Source organism: Carboxylicivirga sp. M1479, from assembly GCF_007097485.1.
Taxonomy (GTDB): domain Bacteria; phylum Bacteroidota; class Bacteroidia; order Bacteroidales; family Marinilabiliaceae; genus Carboxylicivirga.
The window spans coordinates 32,291-49,224 of sequence record NZ_VKDE01000028.1 but is presented as its reverse complement, the minus strand read 5'-3'; the positions used below and the strand labels follow the sequence as shown (position 1 = coordinate 49,224).

Genomic DNA, 16,934 nt, shown 5'->3' with positions numbered 1-16,934 from the left:
TAAGTTGTTAAGATTAATGGTTTTAAATTAGTTTGGATTAAATAATTATATCAAAAATAGCTCTTTGTTTCTGTCTTTATAATATTAATGACAAAAAAGGTACAGGTAAAGTTTAATATTTTTTAAGAATTTGTGGAATCAATTTTGATATACAGCCCCAAAACTTTCATAAATTGAGGATGAAGAGCTACATCTTAACATTGTTTTTAATAGGCTGTGCAAGTATTGCTACAAGAGCGCAGCAACCTTTGGCAAACTCGTTTTACCAACTTGGCTGGGATAATGATGTATTTATGATGACGGATTATTACTACACACAGGGCATGTCTTTTGGGACTTATAATGCCTTTTTTAAGTATAATCCTGTGAATCATATTTTGCTAAGACCCAAAGGGTATAACCGCGTGATGTATGGTTTCTCTGGCTATCAAAAAACCTATACCCCAAAGGATTTAAAGAGCGACCTAGTGCAGTATTCTGATAGACCATATGCAGGTGTTTTAGTATTTACCTCGCATTCACGCGCTGCCAACGATGAAACAGGGTGGTTATACAGCTCGGAGCTGGATATTGGTGTGATGGGACCAGCATCTGGGGCAGGTCAGGTACAATACCGATATCATGAATTTTCGGATAATACATTGCCAAATGGTTGGCATCATCAGCAATATAACTGGCCTGTGTTAAATTATAATTTCAAGGCATCCAAACAAATTTATAAGGCTAATAACTTTGATCTGCATGCATCAGGAGCGGCTCGTATTGGCACCTTGCATGATGATGCATCTGTAGGTGTGTTGTTTAGAGCTGGTAAAATGGATGATTATATGGAAAGCCTTGGTTTACCCCTGATGGGAGCCGATAATAAATGGCAAATGTATCTTAATACCGAGCCTACTTTAACTGTGGTAGGTTACAATGCCACGCTAATGGGAGGCTGGCATCGTAATGAGAAAATTCACTATGTTGAATTTAACGAGCTTCAAAAAGTGATTGGAAGTTGGCGCACAGGTTTGGGAGTTAGTTATAAATCCTTTGGTATTAATTTCGATGTAATTTTACAATCAAAGGAGTTTAAAGCCGGTACGCATCATTGGTATACTACTACTAAACTGTTTCTTAATTTCTAGATGCAAGGTTATAAAAGATGACTGAAGAACCAATTATTAACATGCCAACAATACTCGTAATGTTGGGAGATTCATCGGGTAGGATAAGCCAGCTTAAGGCAGCACCTACTATTGGTATGATGAATTTAAATATGTTGAGGTCCGATACTTTAATTGTAGGCTTTTGTAATAAATAAAACCATATGGTAAAGGCGGTTGCCGATAGAAAACTAAGCCATCCGAGTGCCAGGAAATAACTACTAGGTAATGAAAAACCAGTAAACGGTTCAAAAAGAAGTGAAAAACAAAAAAGTAGCAGTCCGCCAATAATCATTTGTAAAGAGCTAAGGATGATGGGCGATATGCTTGTTTTATGCTGACTAACAAATACGTTGCCAATACCAGATGCAATGTTAGCCAGGATTAAAAGTGCAATACCCACTATGCCTAACCATCCATCTGGGCCATCCAGTCCTTTGGGTATGGCAATTAATACAATGCCCGCAATGCCTGTGGAAATTGTGAGCGTTTTTCTGATGGTCATTTTATCATTCTTCATCATTACATGAGCGGTAAGAGCAGCAAACAAAGGCTGCGAGCCGATGATAATGGCAGCTAAGGCTCCATCAATTAAATCAATACCCCAATAAAATAAGGCATATAACACAAATGTTTGAAAAGCAGATACTTTTGTAATTAACCATGAGTTATGGCGTATTGCATTTGTAATTTGCGAGAAGGGTCGGATTAATGGAAGCAGCATTATACCCGATAAAAAGAAGCGAAGGCCTGCAAACTGAAGAGGTGTGGTGTATTGTAATCCTATTTTAATGCCCACAAAGGCAGTGGACCAAAGTAAACAGGCACAAATGGCCAAAACATTATATTTAAGTTCAACGTTCCGCATAGCTAGGTATTTTAAGGCTGCAAAAGTAGTAAGTATTTTTGTTTGATGATGTAAAAGTAGTAGAAGCACTTATCTTTGAAGTATGCATATAAGCTCTGAAGACATTATTTACCAAGATGAAGTGATGGTAGCCGTTAATAAACCAATTGACCTACCTGTTCATAAAAATGATTTTATGCCTGCCGACGCTGAATATTTAACCAAGCAGGTTGGGAAATTATTAAACGAGTCGGTTTTTCCGGTTCATCGTTTAGACTCTAAAACCTCAGGTATTATCATCCTTGCTTTTTCGAGCGAAACAGCGGCAGCATTAAGTAAGATGTTTGAACAGCGAAAAGTAGTTAAAAGTTACTTGCTTGTATGTAAGGGAGTGCCTGGCGAAGGTGTTTTTGATAAGGATGTGTTGATAAAGAAAAAGAAGAAACGTCAATCGGCGAGCACCGCTTACAAAACAATTAAAACACTCGAAACACAAATTAGCTACAAAAATGATGTTGATGTGAGCCTAAGTCTGGTAAAAGCAACGCCAAAAACGGGTCGTTGGCACCAGTTAAGGCAACATTTTGCCATGAATAGAACCGATATTTTGGGAGATACTCAGCATGGCGATTGGACCTTGAATAAAATCATGACTGAGAATAAAGGAGTGAAGCGATTATTACTGCACGCCGAGTCATTGGAATTAGAGCATCCGCATACTGGGGAAAAATTAAGCCTCAAAGCAAAAATGCCTGAGGCTTTTAATTCGGTTCTTAACCAGTTATCCGGTTTGGAGTACTCTTTGGTTTAGAGCTCTTTTTAGCACTTAATGGAGGTTTGTATTGATCAAATCCCTGACCATACACAGCCATTACGTTGGCAACGGAGATAAAGGCATCGGGGTCGGTGTCTTTAATGATCTGAAAAACCATGTGAGATTCTGATTTTTTTACAATGGTAATGATAAACTCGCGATCGCCTGCATGATAATAGCCTCGACCCTTTAAAAAACTCAATCCACGATTGATTTGCGACGAAAGCTTATCGGCAATTTCTTTAGGATGCTGAGATATTATAAGGACCTGTACGGATTGACGCGATCCGGTGAGTAGCATGTCGGCTATGTATGACATTAGGCCAATAACAACAAAACCAAAAACCATTGTTTCCAAGGATTTAAAAACGAAGATGGAAGAGCTGATAATGATCACATCGAGAAACATCATGATGCGTCCAGGACTGATGTTGTGGTTTTTATTGATGATCATGGCCACAATTTCGGTGCCTCCAGTGCTACCTCCTTGAACAAATAAGATACCAATGCTGGCACCTACCATTCCTCCGCCAATTATGGCAGCCATAAATTTATCGGTTACAATTGGGTCTGTAATAAAATATGGAAATACCGTAATAAACAAGGAAAGTACAACCAGTGAGTAAATGGTTTTAAATCCAAAGCCTTTCCCTAATATCTTCATCGATAAAAGGATGAGAATACCATTAATAACCAGGTTAGTTGGACCAACTGGTATTTCAAATACAAAATATAACAAGGACGAAAGTCCCATTACACCTCCACCCACAATATCTGATGGGATGATAAACCCGGTCCAGCCCACCGCACTGATCATTAGACCGAGTGTAATGATAGCATAACTTTTTAGCTCTTTTAATAATTCTATTCTGGTCATTGTTTTGTTTTCATTAAAAAAGGTGCTTGTAAAACAAGCACCTTTTAAATCACATATTTAAAAATATTGTTTTAGAGTGCTTTTTTGTAACAACGTTTCCTTTTATGTTGTATATGATCAAATGATTTCCACATTTGAATGGCAACATGGTTATTTTCGAGCATTCCCGTTGTTTCTACCTTTTTAACCCCATCTTCATTGGCAGTTTTCCATAGGTCATTCATTAATAGCGACACCACGCCTTGTTTTTGCAATTCGGGCTTTACACCTGTTAGTAATAAATCCATCTCTTTTGGTTTCTTAAGCGCTTGCATAATGTGCCACCAGCCAAACGGAAAAATCTTGCCTTTAGCTTTTTGCATCGCTTTAGATAATGATGGTAAAGCAATTATAAAACCTGCCAATTCATCTTCTTTGTCGAGTATAATTTTAACGTAGCGAGGATTTAAAATAGGGAAGTACTTATTGATGTAAAACTGAATCATCTTTTCGGGTAACTTAAATGTTCCGAAAAGCTCAGCGAATGCTTTATTAAACAAGTTGAAAATTTTCTCTTTGTAGGGTTCCAGTTCTTTGCTCGACGTAAAGTTTTGGGGTTTAAAACCATATCGTTTGATTAGCATATTAGCTACTTTAAACGATTTCTCTGGTAATTCGTCTGGAAAGGTTAAACGAAACTCAAGCCAGTCGATTTCTTTTTCGTAACCTAGTGCGTTATAGTGCTCTTGGTAATAGGCCATGTGATAATCAGATGCTACCGACGGTAACCAGTCGTGCCCCTCAATTAAACAGCCTTGATGATCAAGGTTAGAGAAGCCTAATGGTCCTTGCGCTTCAACCATGCCCTCTTCTTTAAGCCATTGTTCAGCTGTTTGAAACAGTAAACGACTCACTTCCGCGTCATCAATAAATTCTGGGCGGGTAAATCGACCAATGTTTTCGCCTTTCTTCTCAATCCATAATGAGTTAATGATACCGCCAATTCGTCCAACGCATTTGTTGTTTTGATAGGCTACCCATAGTTTAACCTTACTAAATTCAAAAGCTGGATTTTTTTCAGCAATAAGGGCATGTAACTCCTCTTTTTTCATTGGAGGAACCCAATTCGCTTCATTTTTATAAAGTGAATATGGTAAATTGACAAAGTCGTTAAGTGTTTTTTTATTGTTTACCTCTTTAATTACAATACTCATGACGAAAACATTTTTGTTTCGGTCGCGAAGTTATTATTAATTTGCCTTAATCTTGATAAAATTCTATAATAGAAATAGCACTTTTTGCTGTTTTAAAGCATGCATTATATACTTTTAGTTGATGAAGCAGTCGTATTTAAATAAATTATGCAGATCAAGTGCTTTTTGGAGCATCTTATTTATGGTGCTTGTATTTACGATCACGCGATTGGGAATGCTTTACCCGCAATTGATTGAGCGTTTTTACTCCAACACTCTGTTTCCATTTATTGCCTCTGTTTTAGGAGTGTTGAGCAATTGGATAAGCGTCTCTTTAAGCGACTTGTTTTATTTATTCTTGATGCTTTATCTGTTTGGCTTAGTTGTGTGGCTAATATTGAGGCGTATAAAATGGTTTAAGTTCATTCAGCGACTAATTGTTTTAAGTGCTCTTATTTATGGATCATTTAATATTGTGTGGGGTTTTAATTATTACCGTATTCCCATAAATCCACGCTTAAATATCACTTCATCAAAGCCTGCCACTGCTGCCTTATTGGAGGTGTTTGAAGATTTAGTTGAGGAAACAAATGATGCTTATCTAAAAATGGAAATAAATGAGCATGAGGAAGTGCTTAATTCAATCCAGAATAGTTATCGCTTGAACAACAATTTTCTAAGTATTGATACCACTTTATTATCGCTTACCCCCAAACGAATTAGTTTGAGTCGCTTCTTTGCGTCGGCAAGTATTTCAGGATATTATGGGCCTTTCTTTGGCGAAGTGCACATTAATAAGTACGTGCCTGCTATTGAATACCCCAGTGTATTGGCTCATGAAATGGCGCATAAGTTAGGCGTAACCAGCGAGGCTGAGGCTAATTTTTACGCCTGGTATACCTGTGTGCATTCGCAGGACAGTCGCCTTATTTATAGTGGTAACTTTTATTTGTTGCAATACTTTATTTATGAGTGTTCAAAACATGAGGGTTATGCCGATATAGTTGCGAAGTTACGCCCCGAGGTAAAACAAGATTTCGTACAAACATACGAGTATTGGATGAAGCTGATGAATAAAAACGTTGAGTTGGTAGCCAGTTCTGTTAACGATGCCTACTTAAAAACCAATAATGTGCACGATGGTATACTCGATTACGATGGTGTTGTTCGATATGTTGTTGATTTTAAACTTTCCGAATGAATTATTCGATTATTGCAGTCTGATTTGATTAAGCTATTGATTTTATTGATAAGAGCTTGAAGTGTTCAAATTGGTGTTTATATTTTTGTTGAGTAAATAAAAACCAAAGGACAATGAATAGAATTGAGCTAATAAACTACCAGGGAACTAAAATATTTTATATGAATTTTAGTGACCTGCGCGATGTATCTGAGATTGCAGAAATTATTAAAGAAAGTGTTAACTATATCAGAGTACAGCCCGAAAAGAGTGTTGTTACTTTAAGTAATATTCAAGGTTTGCATTTTAATGCTGAAATTAAAGAAATGTTTTCTGAGTTTATCGGGGGAAATAAGGCATATGTTCGACATGGAGCAGTGGTTGGTATTTCTGGTTTACAACGAATTATATATAATGGAATAATGCGTTTAACAGGTCGCGATTTACGTTCTTTTGAATCAATGGACTTGGCAAAAGAGTGGTTAGTATCAAAAGAAGCTGTTGGCGTGTAGAACTATAAGTGTTGACTAAAAATAAAGACGGGAGTTGATGCTCCCTTTTTTTATGCCCAATTCACATTATTACTTGTGCTTATCCGCATTTCTCCATAATTTTTACAAGAATATTTAAGCGATCAAGTCTTTTTTGTTTGAAAAAATAACATCTTTGCCACGCAAAACCACTCTTTGTAGAAATGCTTAACACACGCTTTATAGTTTTAGTTCTTGGCCTACTGTTGGTAGTTGAGGGCGCTTTTATGCTTTTATCGGCAGGCGTAGCTGCCTTGTATGGCGAATACGATATGCCTTACCATTTAATATCGGCTGCTATATGTATAGTACTTGGTGGTACTACTGGTTTTCTATTGCGCAAAGCACCTAAGGATATTGGTAAGCGTGAGGGCTATTTAATTGTTGCATTGGTGTGGGTGGTGTTTTCATTTTTCGGATTATTACCTTTTTGGCTAAGTGGCGCCATCCCGTCGTATACCGATGCCTTTTTTGAAACCATTTCGGGGTTTACCACAACTGGCAGTAGTATACTAAACGATATTGAAGCCTTGCCGCACGGCTTATTGTTTTGGCGTAGTCTAATACAATGGCTCGGAGGTATGGGAATAATTGTTCTTTCATTAGCCATATTACCAGTGCTAGGAGTAGGGGGTATGCAGATGTTTATTGCTGAGGTACCTGGGCCAGCTCCAGATAAATTGCATCCTCGTATTACAGAAACAGCTAAGCGTTTATATGGGATTTATGTATTATTTACCTTGGCCGAGGCTGTTTTACTTGTTGTTGGAGGAATGACACCCTTTGATGCCATTTGTCATTCGTTTACGACTATGGCAACTGGAGGTTATTCAACCAAACAAGCCAGTGTAGCTTATTTTGCATCTCCGTTTATTCAATATGTCATCATCCTTTTTATGTTTGTGGCAGGCGCTAACTTTACCTTATCGTATAGTGTGCTGCGCGGTAAGTTTAAAAAGGTAGTGAACGACGAAGAGTTTCAGGCTTATGCAGGCATTATAATTGGTGTGAGTGCGTTGGTGGCAGCTGTTCTATACTTTACAGAAGATACTTTGGGTATTGAAAAAGCATGGCGCGATGGACTGTTCCAGGTTGTGTCTATTATTACCACAACAGGATATGCAACTGCTGATTACCTAGTGTGGGTGCCTTTCCTAAGCATCGTTATATTCTTGCTCATGTTTACGGGAGGATCGGCTGGTTCAACCGGTGGAGGTATTAAAATTGTTCGCATTGTTCTGCTTATGAAAAATTCATTTTTCGAACTAAAACGCCTGGTACACCCCAATGCCGTTATTCCTGTGCGATACAATACGCGTGCTGTAAACCCTGGTATTATTACCAATGTATTAGCCTTTATTGTGATTTACATGATGACGGTGGGCTTGGCCATGATTATTATGAGTATAATGGGCTATGATCTGGATACTGCTTTAGGAGCTGTGGCCACCTCAATAGGTAATATTGGTCCCGGATTAGGAGAAGTAGGACCAGCACTTAACTTTTATGAAGTACCAGCCTTTGGAAAATGGTTTTTATCATTCTTGATGCTGATAGGCCGATTGGAATTGTTTACTGTAATACTTCTGTTCTCGCCTTATTTTTGGAAAGAGTAAGCTAAGCAAGTTATTTGATTTCACACGGTTTTATTTCTTATGAGGCTTATTTGTAATGATGCTTGGTATTATTGAAGATAAGCCTACAAAACACGCCATTATTATCGATTTCTTTAGCTCAAAAGTTGTCCCGTCTGCTTTATCCCAAAAGTAAATAATGAGCATGTATACCAATGCAGTTGTTAGGCTTTGTATGATGTATCGTAGTGCGTTGCTATTCATTTTTTGTGGTGTATAAGGTAGTTTTACCACTTTTTTGAGATAATGAATTATCTCATGGAATTAATCTGTCTTTTTTCTATACTTCAATCTCCCCTTTGCCCTGTCGTAGTATTTCAATCTCATCATTGGTGCAATCAACAATGGTTGAGGGCTCATTGTCGCCATAGCCTCCGTCAATGACAATATCCACCATATCGGCAAATTTTTCATCTATCAACTCAGGGTCGGTCGTGTACTCAATAATATCATCTTCATCCCTTACAGAGGTCGAAAGAATAGGGTTTCCCAACTCTTTTACCAATTCGCGAATAATATTATTATCTGGCACTCTAATACCAATTGTTTTTTTATTGTTTTTGAAAAGCTTTGGCACTTTGCTATTGGCTTGCAGAATAAAGGTGAAAGGACCAGGTAGATGCCTTTTCATCAGTTTAAAAACCGAATTACTCAATGGTTTGCAATAGTCTGAAATATGGCTTAAATCGTAGCAAATAAACGATAGGTTGGCTTTTTTGAGGTTGATGTCTTTAATGCGAGCAACCTTTTCAACCGCTTTGGCATTATTAATATCGCAGCCTATGCCATAAATGGTGTCGGTAGGATAAATTACAATGCCGCCATTGCGCAATACATTGGCAATTTTGCGAATTTCTTTCTCGTTTGGATTTTCAGGGTATAGTTTAACTATCATGCTAATGACTTGATTTGCCTAAAAATAGCAAATAAAATGAATACCAGTGTGTTTAGTTAGCCTTTTATGATTAGAAACAAAAAAGGTTTTGCTATTGCTAACAAAACCTTTTTGTGTGGGGAGAGCAGGATTCGAACCTGCGAAGACATAAGTCAACGGAGTTACAGTCCGTCCCAGTTGGCCGCTTTGGTATCTCCCCAACTGTAATTCAATAAAAAAGCCATTCTAAAACGAATAGCTTGAGCGAAAGACGGGGCTCAAACCCGCGACCCTCAGCTTGGAAGGCTGACGCTCTATCAACTGAGCTACTTTCGCAATAATAAAAAAAAATATTGAGCCTGTGGAGGGACTCGAACCCCCGACCTGCTGATTACAAATCAGCTGCTCTAGCCAGCTGAGCTACACAGGCAAAATGTGGGGAGAGCAGGATTCGAACCTGCGAAGACATAAGTCAACGGAGTTACAGTCCGTCCCAGTTGGCCGCTTTGGTATCTCCCCAATTGTAATTCAATAAAAAAGCCATCCTAACGAATGGCTTTGAGCGAAAGACGGGGCTCAAACCCGCGACCCTCAGCTTGGAAGGCTGATGCTCTATCAACTGAGCTACTTTCGCAATAATAAGAAAAATATTGAGCCTGTGGAGGGACTCGAACCCCCGACCTGCTGATTACAAATCAGCTGCTCTAGCCAGCTGAGCTACACAGGCAATATGTGGGGAGAGCAGGATTCGAACCTGCGAAGACATAAGTCAACGGAGTTACAGTCCGTCCCAGTTGGCCGCTTTGGTATCTCCCCATCAATATTTTCAATATCTCTTACTTCTTTCTAACAACTCTTTTGTTGTTAGGCTTATTTCTCTAAAAACCTATTCGGTTTTTAGAGCCTGTGGAGGGACTCGAACCCCCGACCTGCTGATTACAAATCAGCTGCTCTAGCCAGCTGAGCTACACAGGCGGGTGGGTAAGCTACCCATATCGCACTGCTACAACCGTCTACCCTTGCTGCCGCCAGGCCCTGGGGGAATTCAACAGGAGCTAGTCGTATGGGACTTACCCGTGTTTGCTTCTTGATTGCGGATGCAAAAGTAGGGCAATTTTTCAACCGTGCAAATTTTCAAGAGCACTTTTTTTACTTTGATTATCTAAAGTGGTGATAATGAAAAATAAAAAAATTAATTTTTTTTTATCTGCCCATGGTTTAAAATATTTTCCAGCGCTAATCGGTGTGTTTAAAAGGATATTTGTATTTTCGTTGAGATAACTTAAAAACTAAATCATGGAAAATCAAAACCCTTCAATTGGCAAAAGCGCTTTAAACTATGGCTTATTTCTTGGTCTGGCGTTGGTTGTGTATTCATTAATTATCTATTTAGCTGGCTTAACAGGGAATCAGGCCGCAAGCTGGCTGAGTTACATTATTTTTATTGGCATTATGTCTTATGCCATGATCAATTATCGCGATAAAGTTAATGGCGGAGTCTTGCGTTATAGTCAAGGTTTAGGATTAGGCATTCTAACAGCCGTAGTTGGTGGTGTCATTTCTACTGTTTTTACTTTTATTTTGATGAAATACATCGATCCAGCTTTAATTGATCAAATAGTGAATAAAGCTTTGGAGGATGCAATGGCAAAAGGAACGCCAGAAGAACAAATGGAGATGGTTGAAAAAATGGTGCGTATGTTTACCTCTCCAACTGCTCTATTGTTAATGGGTGTTTTTGGAAGTGCCCTTATGGGAACTATTATTTCACTTATTTTAGCAGCAATCTTTAAAAAAGAACCAGCGATGTTTGATCGCTCAGAAATTATGGAAGAGGCTTAATTATGGACTTATCAATTGTAGTTCCTTTATACAACGAGGACGAGTCAATAAAAGAATTATATGCATGGATTCAGCGGGTTGTAAACCCGCTGAATTGGTCTTATGAGGTTGTTTTTGTTGACGATGGAAGTAGTGATGACTCCTGGCGAGTTATTCAAGAGTTAAGAGAACACTCTGTTAATGTAAAAGGGATACGATTTAGACGTAACTACGGAAAATCTGCTGGATTATATTGTGGTTTTGAAGCTGCCGAGGGTAATGTTGTTATTACCATGGATGCCGACTTGCAAGATAGTCCGGAAGAGATTCCTGAGCTTGTGAAAATGATTCATGAGGGAGGTTATGACATTGTAAGCGGTTGGAAAAAGAAACGCTTTGACCCAATCGGTAAAACACTTCCTAGTAAGTTGTTTAACCGCACAGTTCGTATGGTTTCTGGAATTAAACTGCACGATTTTAATTGTGGTTTAAAGGCTTACCGTAAAGATGTGATTAAAAACATAGAGGTGTATGGCGAAATGCACCGTTACATTCCGCTCATAGCTAAGCAGGCTGGCTTTGAAAAGATTGGAGAAAAAGTGGTGCAGCATCAGGAGCGTAAGTATGGTGTTTCAAAATTTGGTATTGAGCGAACCATAAAAGGTTTTTTAGACCTGCTGTCAGTTACTTTTATTTCCAAGTTTGGTAAGCGACCAATGCATTTATTTGGAGCTTTAGGTACACTAATGTTTGTAGTTGGATTTCTGTCGGCCTTGTGGTTAGGTATGAGTAAGTTGTGGTATGTATACCATAATGTGCAGGCTCGTTTGGTAACCGATAGTCCGTATTTTTATATTGCTTTGGTAAGCATGGTAATTGGAACGCAACTTTTTCTGGCAGGTTTCTTAGCCGAATTGGTTTCAAGGAGCGGTTCTGAACGTAATCGTTATCACATATCTGAAACTATTGATTAATGGCATTTTATAGTGAAATAATTAACGCTTACGATGCGCTTTTTCCATACAATGAAAAGCAATTGGCGTTTACTGAGCTTTGCTGTGGCGCGTCGCTTCATGATAAGTGTGTGCTTGATATGGGCTGTGGCACTGGGGCTTTGTCCATAGCTATTGCCCGCCGAAGTGCAAAAGTGCGTAGTTTCGACTTTAATGCTGATATGGTAAGGGTGGCCGAAGAAAAGCGTCCTCAAGCATTAGATCTTCAGTTTATGCAAGGTGATATGTGTTTGGTTGATGAGCTTTTCCTTTCGTTGGATTTCGATACTGTTCTTTGTTATGGCAATACGCTGGTTCATTTAAAGTCGAATAAGGAAGTTGAAACGGTAATTAAAAAAGTGGTCGATCGTTTAAAAGATGGTGGTAAGTTCTTGCTTCAGATAGTTAATTACGATAGAATAATAAATAATGAGATAGATTGCTTACCGACCATTAAAACAGACGATTATAGCTTTGTTCGCAATTATGTACGTCGTTCAGATGGCAAGGTTGACTTTGCCACTATTTTAAGTACCCCAACTGCCACTATTGAAAATAATGTGCCATTGTTGATGCTAACTAAAGAGCAATTGGTTGTGATATTGGAAAAGTATTTTAGTGATATTAAGTACTACGGAGGTTTTGACCAATCTCCATGGTCTAGCTCTTCATTTCATTTAGTCGTTGAAGCTACAAAGTAGCTTTTAGCATCTGAACAACTTTTCTGTCGATGGGGAATGTAAAATCCTCTTCATTCAAGTCGCTCATGTCAATCCATCTGAATGCTTGTGCCCCTTCTGTTTTAGGTATGTTATTAACTTTCTCTTTTGTGACTATTGATGCATAGTTATTGAAATTCACGATGTAATAAATGCTAATGAGCTGCATGTTCTCGAAAAACTGAGCTTTCTGGTAGTAATCCGTGGTGTAGAAGTGACTTTTAATTGAAATGTCGATACCTAGCTCTTCTCGAAATTCTCGCTTAAGACAGTCAATCGTTCCCTCCCCATATTCAAGTCCGCCCCCAGGGAACTTTGTCATGTATCTATTCATTCGATACTCATTAGTCACTAATATTTCTTCTTTTTCATTTTGCAGGATGCCGTATACACGAAGATTAAATGCGCTGGTTTGATTCATGGAGAGAGAAAAAGCACCGGGCCTTTTAAGTTTGTAAACCGCGAGCAAGGATTTGCTACAGACCCGGTGGGTTAAACTAATTCTAGTTGTTGATTAACGAAGTTAATGATTTCATTTTTACTTTGCGGATGAAACCAACTTATTTCTTTATCACGCCTAAACCACGATAATTGTCTTTTGGCATAGCGACGAGAGTTTCGCTTAATTAATTCAATGGCCGTGTCGGCGTCGTATTCGCCATCCCAATGACCGAATATTTCTTTGTATCCAACCGTGTTGAGCGCATTGGTATTTTTTAGGTGGTAAAACTGACTGGCTTCATCAAATAAGCCTTCTTCCACCATCATGTCTACCCGTTTGTTAATGCGTTGGTATAATGTTTCCCGATCCATGTCCAAACCTATTTTAATCATCCTAAAAGGTCTTTTTTGATCGGTGTTTTTACGTAAGGAGCTATAGGGTTTGCCTGTCATCAGGCAAACTTCAAGGGCGTGCATTACGCGCTTGTGATTTTTTAGATCTACCTGATCGTAAAAAACAGGGTCTAGCATTTTTAGTTGACCACGCACGGCTTCCAAACCTTCTTTTTCGTGCAAATCCATTACGTGTTGGCGCACTTCGGCATCTATGGTGGGTAATTCATCAATGCCCTTGCAAACGGCATCTACATACATCATGGAGCCACCTGTCATTAGCATGTTGGGATGCTGCTGAAAGCGCTCTTGCAGAAGTTTAAGAACATCTTGCTCAAATTCGTAGGCGTTGTAATAGTCATTCACTGAATGTGTGCCCACCATGTGGTGTTTTACCACCGACAGCTGTTCTGGAGTTGGTGCCGCAGTACCTATCTGTAATTCCTTAAAAATCTGTCTGCTGTCCGACGATATAATTTCGCAGTTAAACTGCTTGGCAAGCTGCAGACCTAGTTCGGTTTTGCCTATGCCAGTAGGGCCAATTAATACAATTAAGGTGTTGATCATTGTGTTTGTTAATAGAGGTCGGCTAAGTCGTCAAGATTAATGTCGTTTTCTAAATCTTCAAGTTCATCAAACTTCATCGAGTCAAGTGAGCCATCAAATTCATCTTCAAATTGGTGCAGCGATGCCTTTTTACTATTGCCCGACAAGTCGCCAATCATTATTTGTTTAGGCGCTTCTCCTTCGCTTCTGTAGCAATTGGGATTTTCAAGATTGCCTTTGGCTACTTGTATTATTTCCATAAAAAAGGCTCGCTCCGAAAAGAAGTCAAAAACATAAAGCATGCGTTGCCCCGTTTCATATAGATAGTCGCTTAACATTGTTTCGCTCATTACTTTTAGTAGTTCTGAGCCTCCATCTGCCATGTCAAACAATGTAATCTCCATTTCTTTGTTCCACTCGCTATCCGTTGTAAAAAAGGAAGCCATTTGTGAGGCATCGTAACTGAGTTGCTGTTGTATGCACTTGTGTAAATCGGCAAAAGTCAGTGTGTCGTCAATTGCTATTTCCTGCACAAAGCCATCAGCCTCGTTGGATAATATCCTAAGATAAATAATCATTTTGCGCGTTTTGTTGGTTTCTCGGGTTGGGGGCGGCAAAAGTATGAAAAATTACACGCATGTAATACGTTTAATATCTGAAAAGGTTTAAACATTGGTTTGATTAGGATTGTTTATAACGCGTAACTTAAAAACATTTTAAAATGGAACGTATAGTTTTAATTATTGTGGGTATTTTAATTGGAGCCTTTGTTGCAATTGTTATCGTTAAGCAAAGAGCATCTAAAATAATGATTGTTGAGAGTGAGAGTATGTATTCTTTTGAAGAGACACTTAATCGATTGCAACAAGCGATTGATGCGAGTGGTTGGAAAACACCTCATGTACATGATTTGCAAGCGACCATGGCTAAGTTTGATTACGATGTTAAAAAGGTGAAAGTGATGGAGGTTTGTAAGCCAGATGTGGCACAGCTAATTCTATCGAAAGATGATGAGCGAATAGCTTCTACAATGATGCCTTGTCGAATATCGGTTTATGAAAAGAGCGACGGAAAGGTGTATGTGTCGCGTTTGAATAGCATTAAAATGGGACGTTTGTTTGGAGGCGTTATTGAACAGGCGATGGATGTTGCCGGTGGAGAGAGTGAACAAATTATTGAAACTGTTATTGTTAAGTAATATAAGTTAATAAAAAAGGTAAAGCATGCGTATAGGAATTGTATTTATTGTTATGGCAATGGTATTGATGAGCTGTGGCTCTTCAGGTAGTAAAAAAACAAAGGTTAATAATCCTGTTGTTGTAGCAGATGCCGAGCATCCTGGTAAAATTATTTATACAAGGCATTGTATGTCGTGTCATCAGAAAGATGCTGGCGGTATTCCAAAGATGTACCCACCCTTAGCCAAGAATAAAGTTATCTCGGGCGAAAAAGAAGCTCTGATTAATATTGTATTACACGGAATGAGTGGAGAAATTGAGGTGGATGGCATAGTTTATAATGGAGTGATGGCTGGTTATAAAAACATTTCAGACAAAGATATCGCCTCAGTTCTTAATTACTTGAGAGTTGGATTTGGTAATTCGGGTGAGGAAATTACACCTAGTGAGGTAAAAGCTTTGCGATAGTAGTTAAGCTGAATATTTAATTAATTTTACCGCGCAAAACCAAAATATACCATAAATGAAGAAGAATAAACAGGGCTTTATAACCCGCTCTCTGCATGCAAAATTCCCCAAAGGAGATGCTTATAATGCCTTACACATGCCTGTGTACGATGGGGTGGCTTACGAATTTGAGAGCGCCGAAGATATTGCTGAAACCTTTGCAGGGAAAAAAGTGGCACATGCCTATTCTCGTACATCAAACCCTACAGTTGAGTACTTTGAAAAGAAGATGAAAGCCGTTACAGAGGCACATGCTGTAGTGGCCTTGGCTTCCGGTATGGCTGCTATTTCCAATGTGCTTATTAGTATGGTTGAGCCAGGGGCAAACATAGTCACTTCAAATCAGTTATTTGGGCATTCGTATGCTTTACTCAAACAAACACTGCCATCTTTGGGTTTGGAGGTGCGATTTGTTGATATGACAGACATTTCTGCCGTAGAAAAAGCGACGGATGAAAAAACACGAGTTTACTTTTTTGAAACCATAACCAATCCGCAATTGGAGATTGTTGACCTTCATGCTTTAAGTCAATTGGCTCAAGCAAAAGGTGTGGCCGTTGTTTGCGATAGTACCATTACGCCTCCTTATGTTTTTCAATCGAAACAGTTTGGTGTTGATGTGGAAGTAATGTCGACTACCAAGTTTATATCAGGAGGTGCGGCTGCTTTTGGTGGTGTTGTAGTTGATAATGGCTTATTTGATTATGCCAAAAATCCATCCTTAGAGAGTTGGCATGATAAGTATGGTAAAGATGCACTTGTTGCTCGTATACGTAAGGAAGTGTTCAGGCACTTGGGCGGTACGATGACGGCGCATACTGCTCACTTTATGAACTTGGGTTTGGATATTATGCCATTGCGTATTGAGCGTTGTGTTGATAACTGCTTGCGTTTAGGCGAGTTTTTAGAGGGGCATCCGCAAATTAAATCATATAATTACCCAGGCATTGTTGGGAATAAGGGATATGATTTAGCGCAAAAACAGTTCTTAGGTAAGCCTGGTGCTGTTATGACATTTGATTTGGAGTCAAAGGAGGCGTGTTTTAAGTTTTATAATCGCCTGCAAGTAATGCGTAAGGCTACCAACTTAAACGATAATAAAACCTTAATCATTCATCCTGAATCGACTATATATGCCGAATTTTCTAGCGAAGAAAAGCAAGCGATGGATGTGCGTCCGACCATGATGCGTTTATCGGTTGGTATTGAGGATGTGGAAGATTTAATTGAGGATTTTACACAAGCCTTGCAATTTTAATTT

At 38.8% G+C, this 16,934-nt stretch carries 18 protein-coding genes, 8 tRNA genes and 1 other RNA gene; 11 read left to right on the top strand and 16 right to left on the bottom strand.

Translation table 11 applies throughout. The features are described 5' to 3' along the window. Positions 1-179 precede the first annotated feature (179 nt). Positions 180-1,130 carry a lipid A deacylase LpxR family protein gene (locus tag FNN09_RS16010; protein WP_143303399.1) on the top strand — a complete coding sequence of 317 codons (951 nt, stop codon included), beginning with the start codon at positions 180-182 and terminating at the stop codon, positions 1,128-1,130. On the opposite strand, the gene FNN09_RS16005 is transcribed toward FNN09_RS16010, so the two are convergent. Next, entirely contained in the window at positions 1,120-2,016 is an 897-nt protein-coding gene (locus FNN09_RS16005; protein WP_143303398.1) for a DMT family transporter, read from the bottom strand. The two genes, FNN09_RS16010 and FNN09_RS16005, sit on opposite strands and share 11 nt — an antisense overlap. Positions 2,017-2,098: 82 nt before the next feature. Here FNN09_RS16005 and FNN09_RS16000 point away from each other — a divergent pair, with 82 nt between their 5' ends. Then, positions 2,099-2,806 (top strand): pseudouridine synthase, encoded by a 708-nt coding sequence (locus FNN09_RS16000; RefSeq protein WP_143303396.1) that lies wholly within the window; start codon positions 2,099-2,101, stop codon positions 2,804-2,806. Here FNN09_RS16000 and FNN09_RS15995 read toward each other — a convergent pair. Both FNN09_RS15995 and FNN09_RS15990 read right to left on the bottom strand, forming a co-directional pair. Next, positions 2,769-3,686 carry a YitT family protein gene (locus tag FNN09_RS15995; protein WP_143303395.1) on the bottom strand — a complete coding sequence of 306 codons (918 nt, stop codon included), beginning with the start codon at positions 3,684-3,686 and terminating at the stop codon, positions 2,769-2,771. The two genes, FNN09_RS16000 and FNN09_RS15995, sit on opposite strands and share 38 nt — an antisense overlap. Positions 3,687-3,757: 71 nt before the next feature. Beyond that, complete coding sequence (locus FNN09_RS15990; RefSeq protein WP_143303393.1) at positions 3,758-4,879, bottom strand: GNAT family N-acetyltransferase; 1,122 nt, start codon at positions 4,877-4,879, stop codon at positions 3,758-3,760. Positions 4,880-5,000: 121 nt separating this feature from the next. On the opposite strand from FNN09_RS15990, the gene FNN09_RS15985 reads away from it, so the two are divergent. The 3 genes from FNN09_RS15985 (at position 5,001) to FNN09_RS15975 (ending at position 8,184) form a co-directional block, all read left to right on the top strand. Next, positions 5,001-6,059 (top strand): DUF3810 domain-containing protein, encoded by a 1,059-nt coding sequence (locus tag FNN09_RS15985; protein ID WP_143303392.1) that lies wholly within the window; start codon positions 5,001-5,003, stop codon positions 6,057-6,059. Positions 6,060-6,172: 113 nt separating this feature from the next. Then, entirely contained in the window at positions 6,173-6,550 is a 378-nt protein-coding gene (locus FNN09_RS15980; protein WP_143303390.1) for a hypothetical protein, read from the top strand. A gap of 182 nt (positions 6,551-6,732) precedes the next feature. Further along, positions 6,733-8,184: a TrkH family potassium uptake protein gene (locus FNN09_RS15975; protein WP_143303388.1), complete on the top strand. Its 1,452-nt coding sequence runs from the start codon at positions 6,733-6,735 to the stop codon at positions 8,182-8,184. A 298-nt stretch (positions 8,185-8,482) separates the two neighbouring features. Here FNN09_RS15975 and FNN09_RS15970 read toward each other — a convergent pair whose 3' ends face one another. From FNN09_RS15970 to ffs, 10 genes are all read right to left on the bottom strand, one after another. Next, positions 8,483-9,097: an L-threonylcarbamoyladenylate synthase gene (locus tag FNN09_RS15970; protein ID WP_143303386.1), complete on the bottom strand. Its 615-nt coding sequence runs from the start codon at positions 9,095-9,097 to the stop codon at positions 8,483-8,485. A gap of 116 nt (positions 9,098-9,213) precedes the next feature. Then, a tRNA-Tyr gene (locus tag FNN09_RS15965) sits at positions 9,214-9,296 on the bottom strand. Positions 9,297-9,339: 43 nt separating this feature from the next. Then, positions 9,340-9,412, bottom strand: a tRNA-Gly gene (locus FNN09_RS15960). Between the two features lie 20 nt (positions 9,413-9,432). Beyond that, positions 9,433-9,506: transfer RNA gene (locus FNN09_RS15955), tRNA-Thr, on the bottom strand. A gap of 6 nt (positions 9,507-9,512) precedes the next feature. After that, a tRNA-Tyr gene (locus tag FNN09_RS15950) sits at positions 9,513-9,595 on the bottom strand. 42 nt (positions 9,596-9,637) lie between these two features. Further along, positions 9,638-9,710 (bottom strand) — tRNA-Gly (locus FNN09_RS15945). A gap of 19 nt (positions 9,711-9,729) precedes the next feature. Further along, positions 9,730-9,803 (bottom strand) — tRNA-Thr (locus FNN09_RS15940). A 6-nt stretch (positions 9,804-9,809) separates the two neighbouring features. After that, positions 9,810-9,892, bottom strand: a tRNA-Tyr gene (locus FNN09_RS15935). Positions 9,893-9,977: 85 nt separating this feature from the next. Next, positions 9,978-10,051, bottom strand: a tRNA-Thr gene (locus tag FNN09_RS15930). A gap of 1 nt (position 10,052) precedes the next feature. Continuing rightward, positions 10,053-10,152: signal recognition particle sRNA small type (gene ffs, locus FNN09_RS15925), an RNA gene on the bottom strand. Positions 10,153-10,372: 220 nt separating this feature from the next. Here ffs and FNN09_RS15920 point away from each other — a divergent pair. From FNN09_RS15920 to FNN09_RS15910, 3 genes are read left to right on the top strand one after another with little or no spacing between them, the layout of a single operon-like run. Then, the gene (locus tag FNN09_RS15920; protein WP_143303385.1) at positions 10,373-10,918 is read left to right on the top strand and encodes a DUF4199 domain-containing protein; all 546 of its coding nucleotides are present in this window, start codon (positions 10,373-10,375) and stop codon (positions 10,916-10,918) included. Positions 10,919-10,920: 2 nt separating this feature from the next. Beyond that, positions 10,921-11,871: a glycosyltransferase family 2 protein gene (locus FNN09_RS15915; RefSeq protein WP_143303383.1), complete on the top strand. Its 951-nt coding sequence runs from the start codon at positions 10,921-10,923 to the stop codon at positions 11,869-11,871. Beyond that, positions 11,871-12,590 (top strand): bifunctional 2-polyprenyl-6-hydroxyphenol methylase/3-demethylubiquinol 3-O-methyltransferase UbiG, encoded by a 720-nt coding sequence (locus tag FNN09_RS15910; protein ID WP_143303381.1) that lies wholly within the window; start codon positions 11,871-11,873, stop codon positions 12,588-12,590. Before FNN09_RS15915 ends, FNN09_RS15910 begins: the two co-directional genes overlap by 1 nt. Here the strand turns inward: FNN09_RS15910 and FNN09_RS15905 are convergent. The 3 genes from FNN09_RS15905 to FNN09_RS15895 all read right to left on the bottom strand — a co-directional run bounded on the left by FNN09_RS15905 (position 12,580) and on the right by FNN09_RS15895 (position 14,566). After that, positions 12,580-13,029 (bottom strand): NUDIX hydrolase, encoded by a 450-nt coding sequence (locus FNN09_RS15905; protein ID WP_143303379.1) that lies wholly within the window; start codon positions 13,027-13,029, stop codon positions 12,580-12,582. The two genes, FNN09_RS15910 and FNN09_RS15905, sit on opposite strands and share 11 nt — an antisense overlap. Before the next feature lie 71 nt (positions 13,030-13,100). Next, positions 13,101-14,009, bottom strand: coding sequence for a tRNA (adenosine(37)-N6)-dimethylallyltransferase MiaA (gene miaA / locus FNN09_RS15900; RefSeq protein ID WP_185969038.1), 909 nt, complete (start codon positions 14,007-14,009; stop codon positions 13,101-13,103). Positions 14,010-14,017: 8 nt separating this feature from the next. Further along, positions 14,018-14,566, bottom strand: coding sequence for a plasmid pRiA4b ORF-3 family protein (locus tag FNN09_RS15895; RefSeq protein ID WP_143303377.1), 549 nt, complete (start codon positions 14,564-14,566; stop codon positions 14,018-14,020). A 143-nt stretch (positions 14,567-14,709) separates the two neighbouring features. On the opposite strand from FNN09_RS15895, the gene FNN09_RS15890 reads away from it, so the two are divergent. From FNN09_RS15890 to FNN09_RS15880, 3 genes are read left to right on the top strand one after another with little or no spacing between them, the layout of a single operon-like run. Beyond that, on the top strand, positions 14,710-15,186 hold the full coding sequence (locus tag FNN09_RS15890) for a DUF302 domain-containing protein (protein WP_143303376.1): 477 nt from the start codon (positions 14,710-14,712) through the stop codon (positions 15,184-15,186). Between the two features lie 25 nt (positions 15,187-15,211). Next, the gene (locus FNN09_RS15885) at positions 15,212-15,634 is read left to right on the top strand and encodes a cytochrome c (protein WP_143303374.1); all 423 of its coding nucleotides are present in this window, start codon (positions 15,212-15,214) and stop codon (positions 15,632-15,634) included. Between the two features lie 55 nt (positions 15,635-15,689). Next, entirely contained in the window at positions 15,690-16,931 is a 1,242-nt protein-coding gene (locus FNN09_RS15880; protein WP_143303372.1) for an aminotransferase class V-fold PLP-dependent enzyme, read from the top strand. The last annotated feature ends 3 nt before the right edge of the window (positions 16,932-16,934 follow it).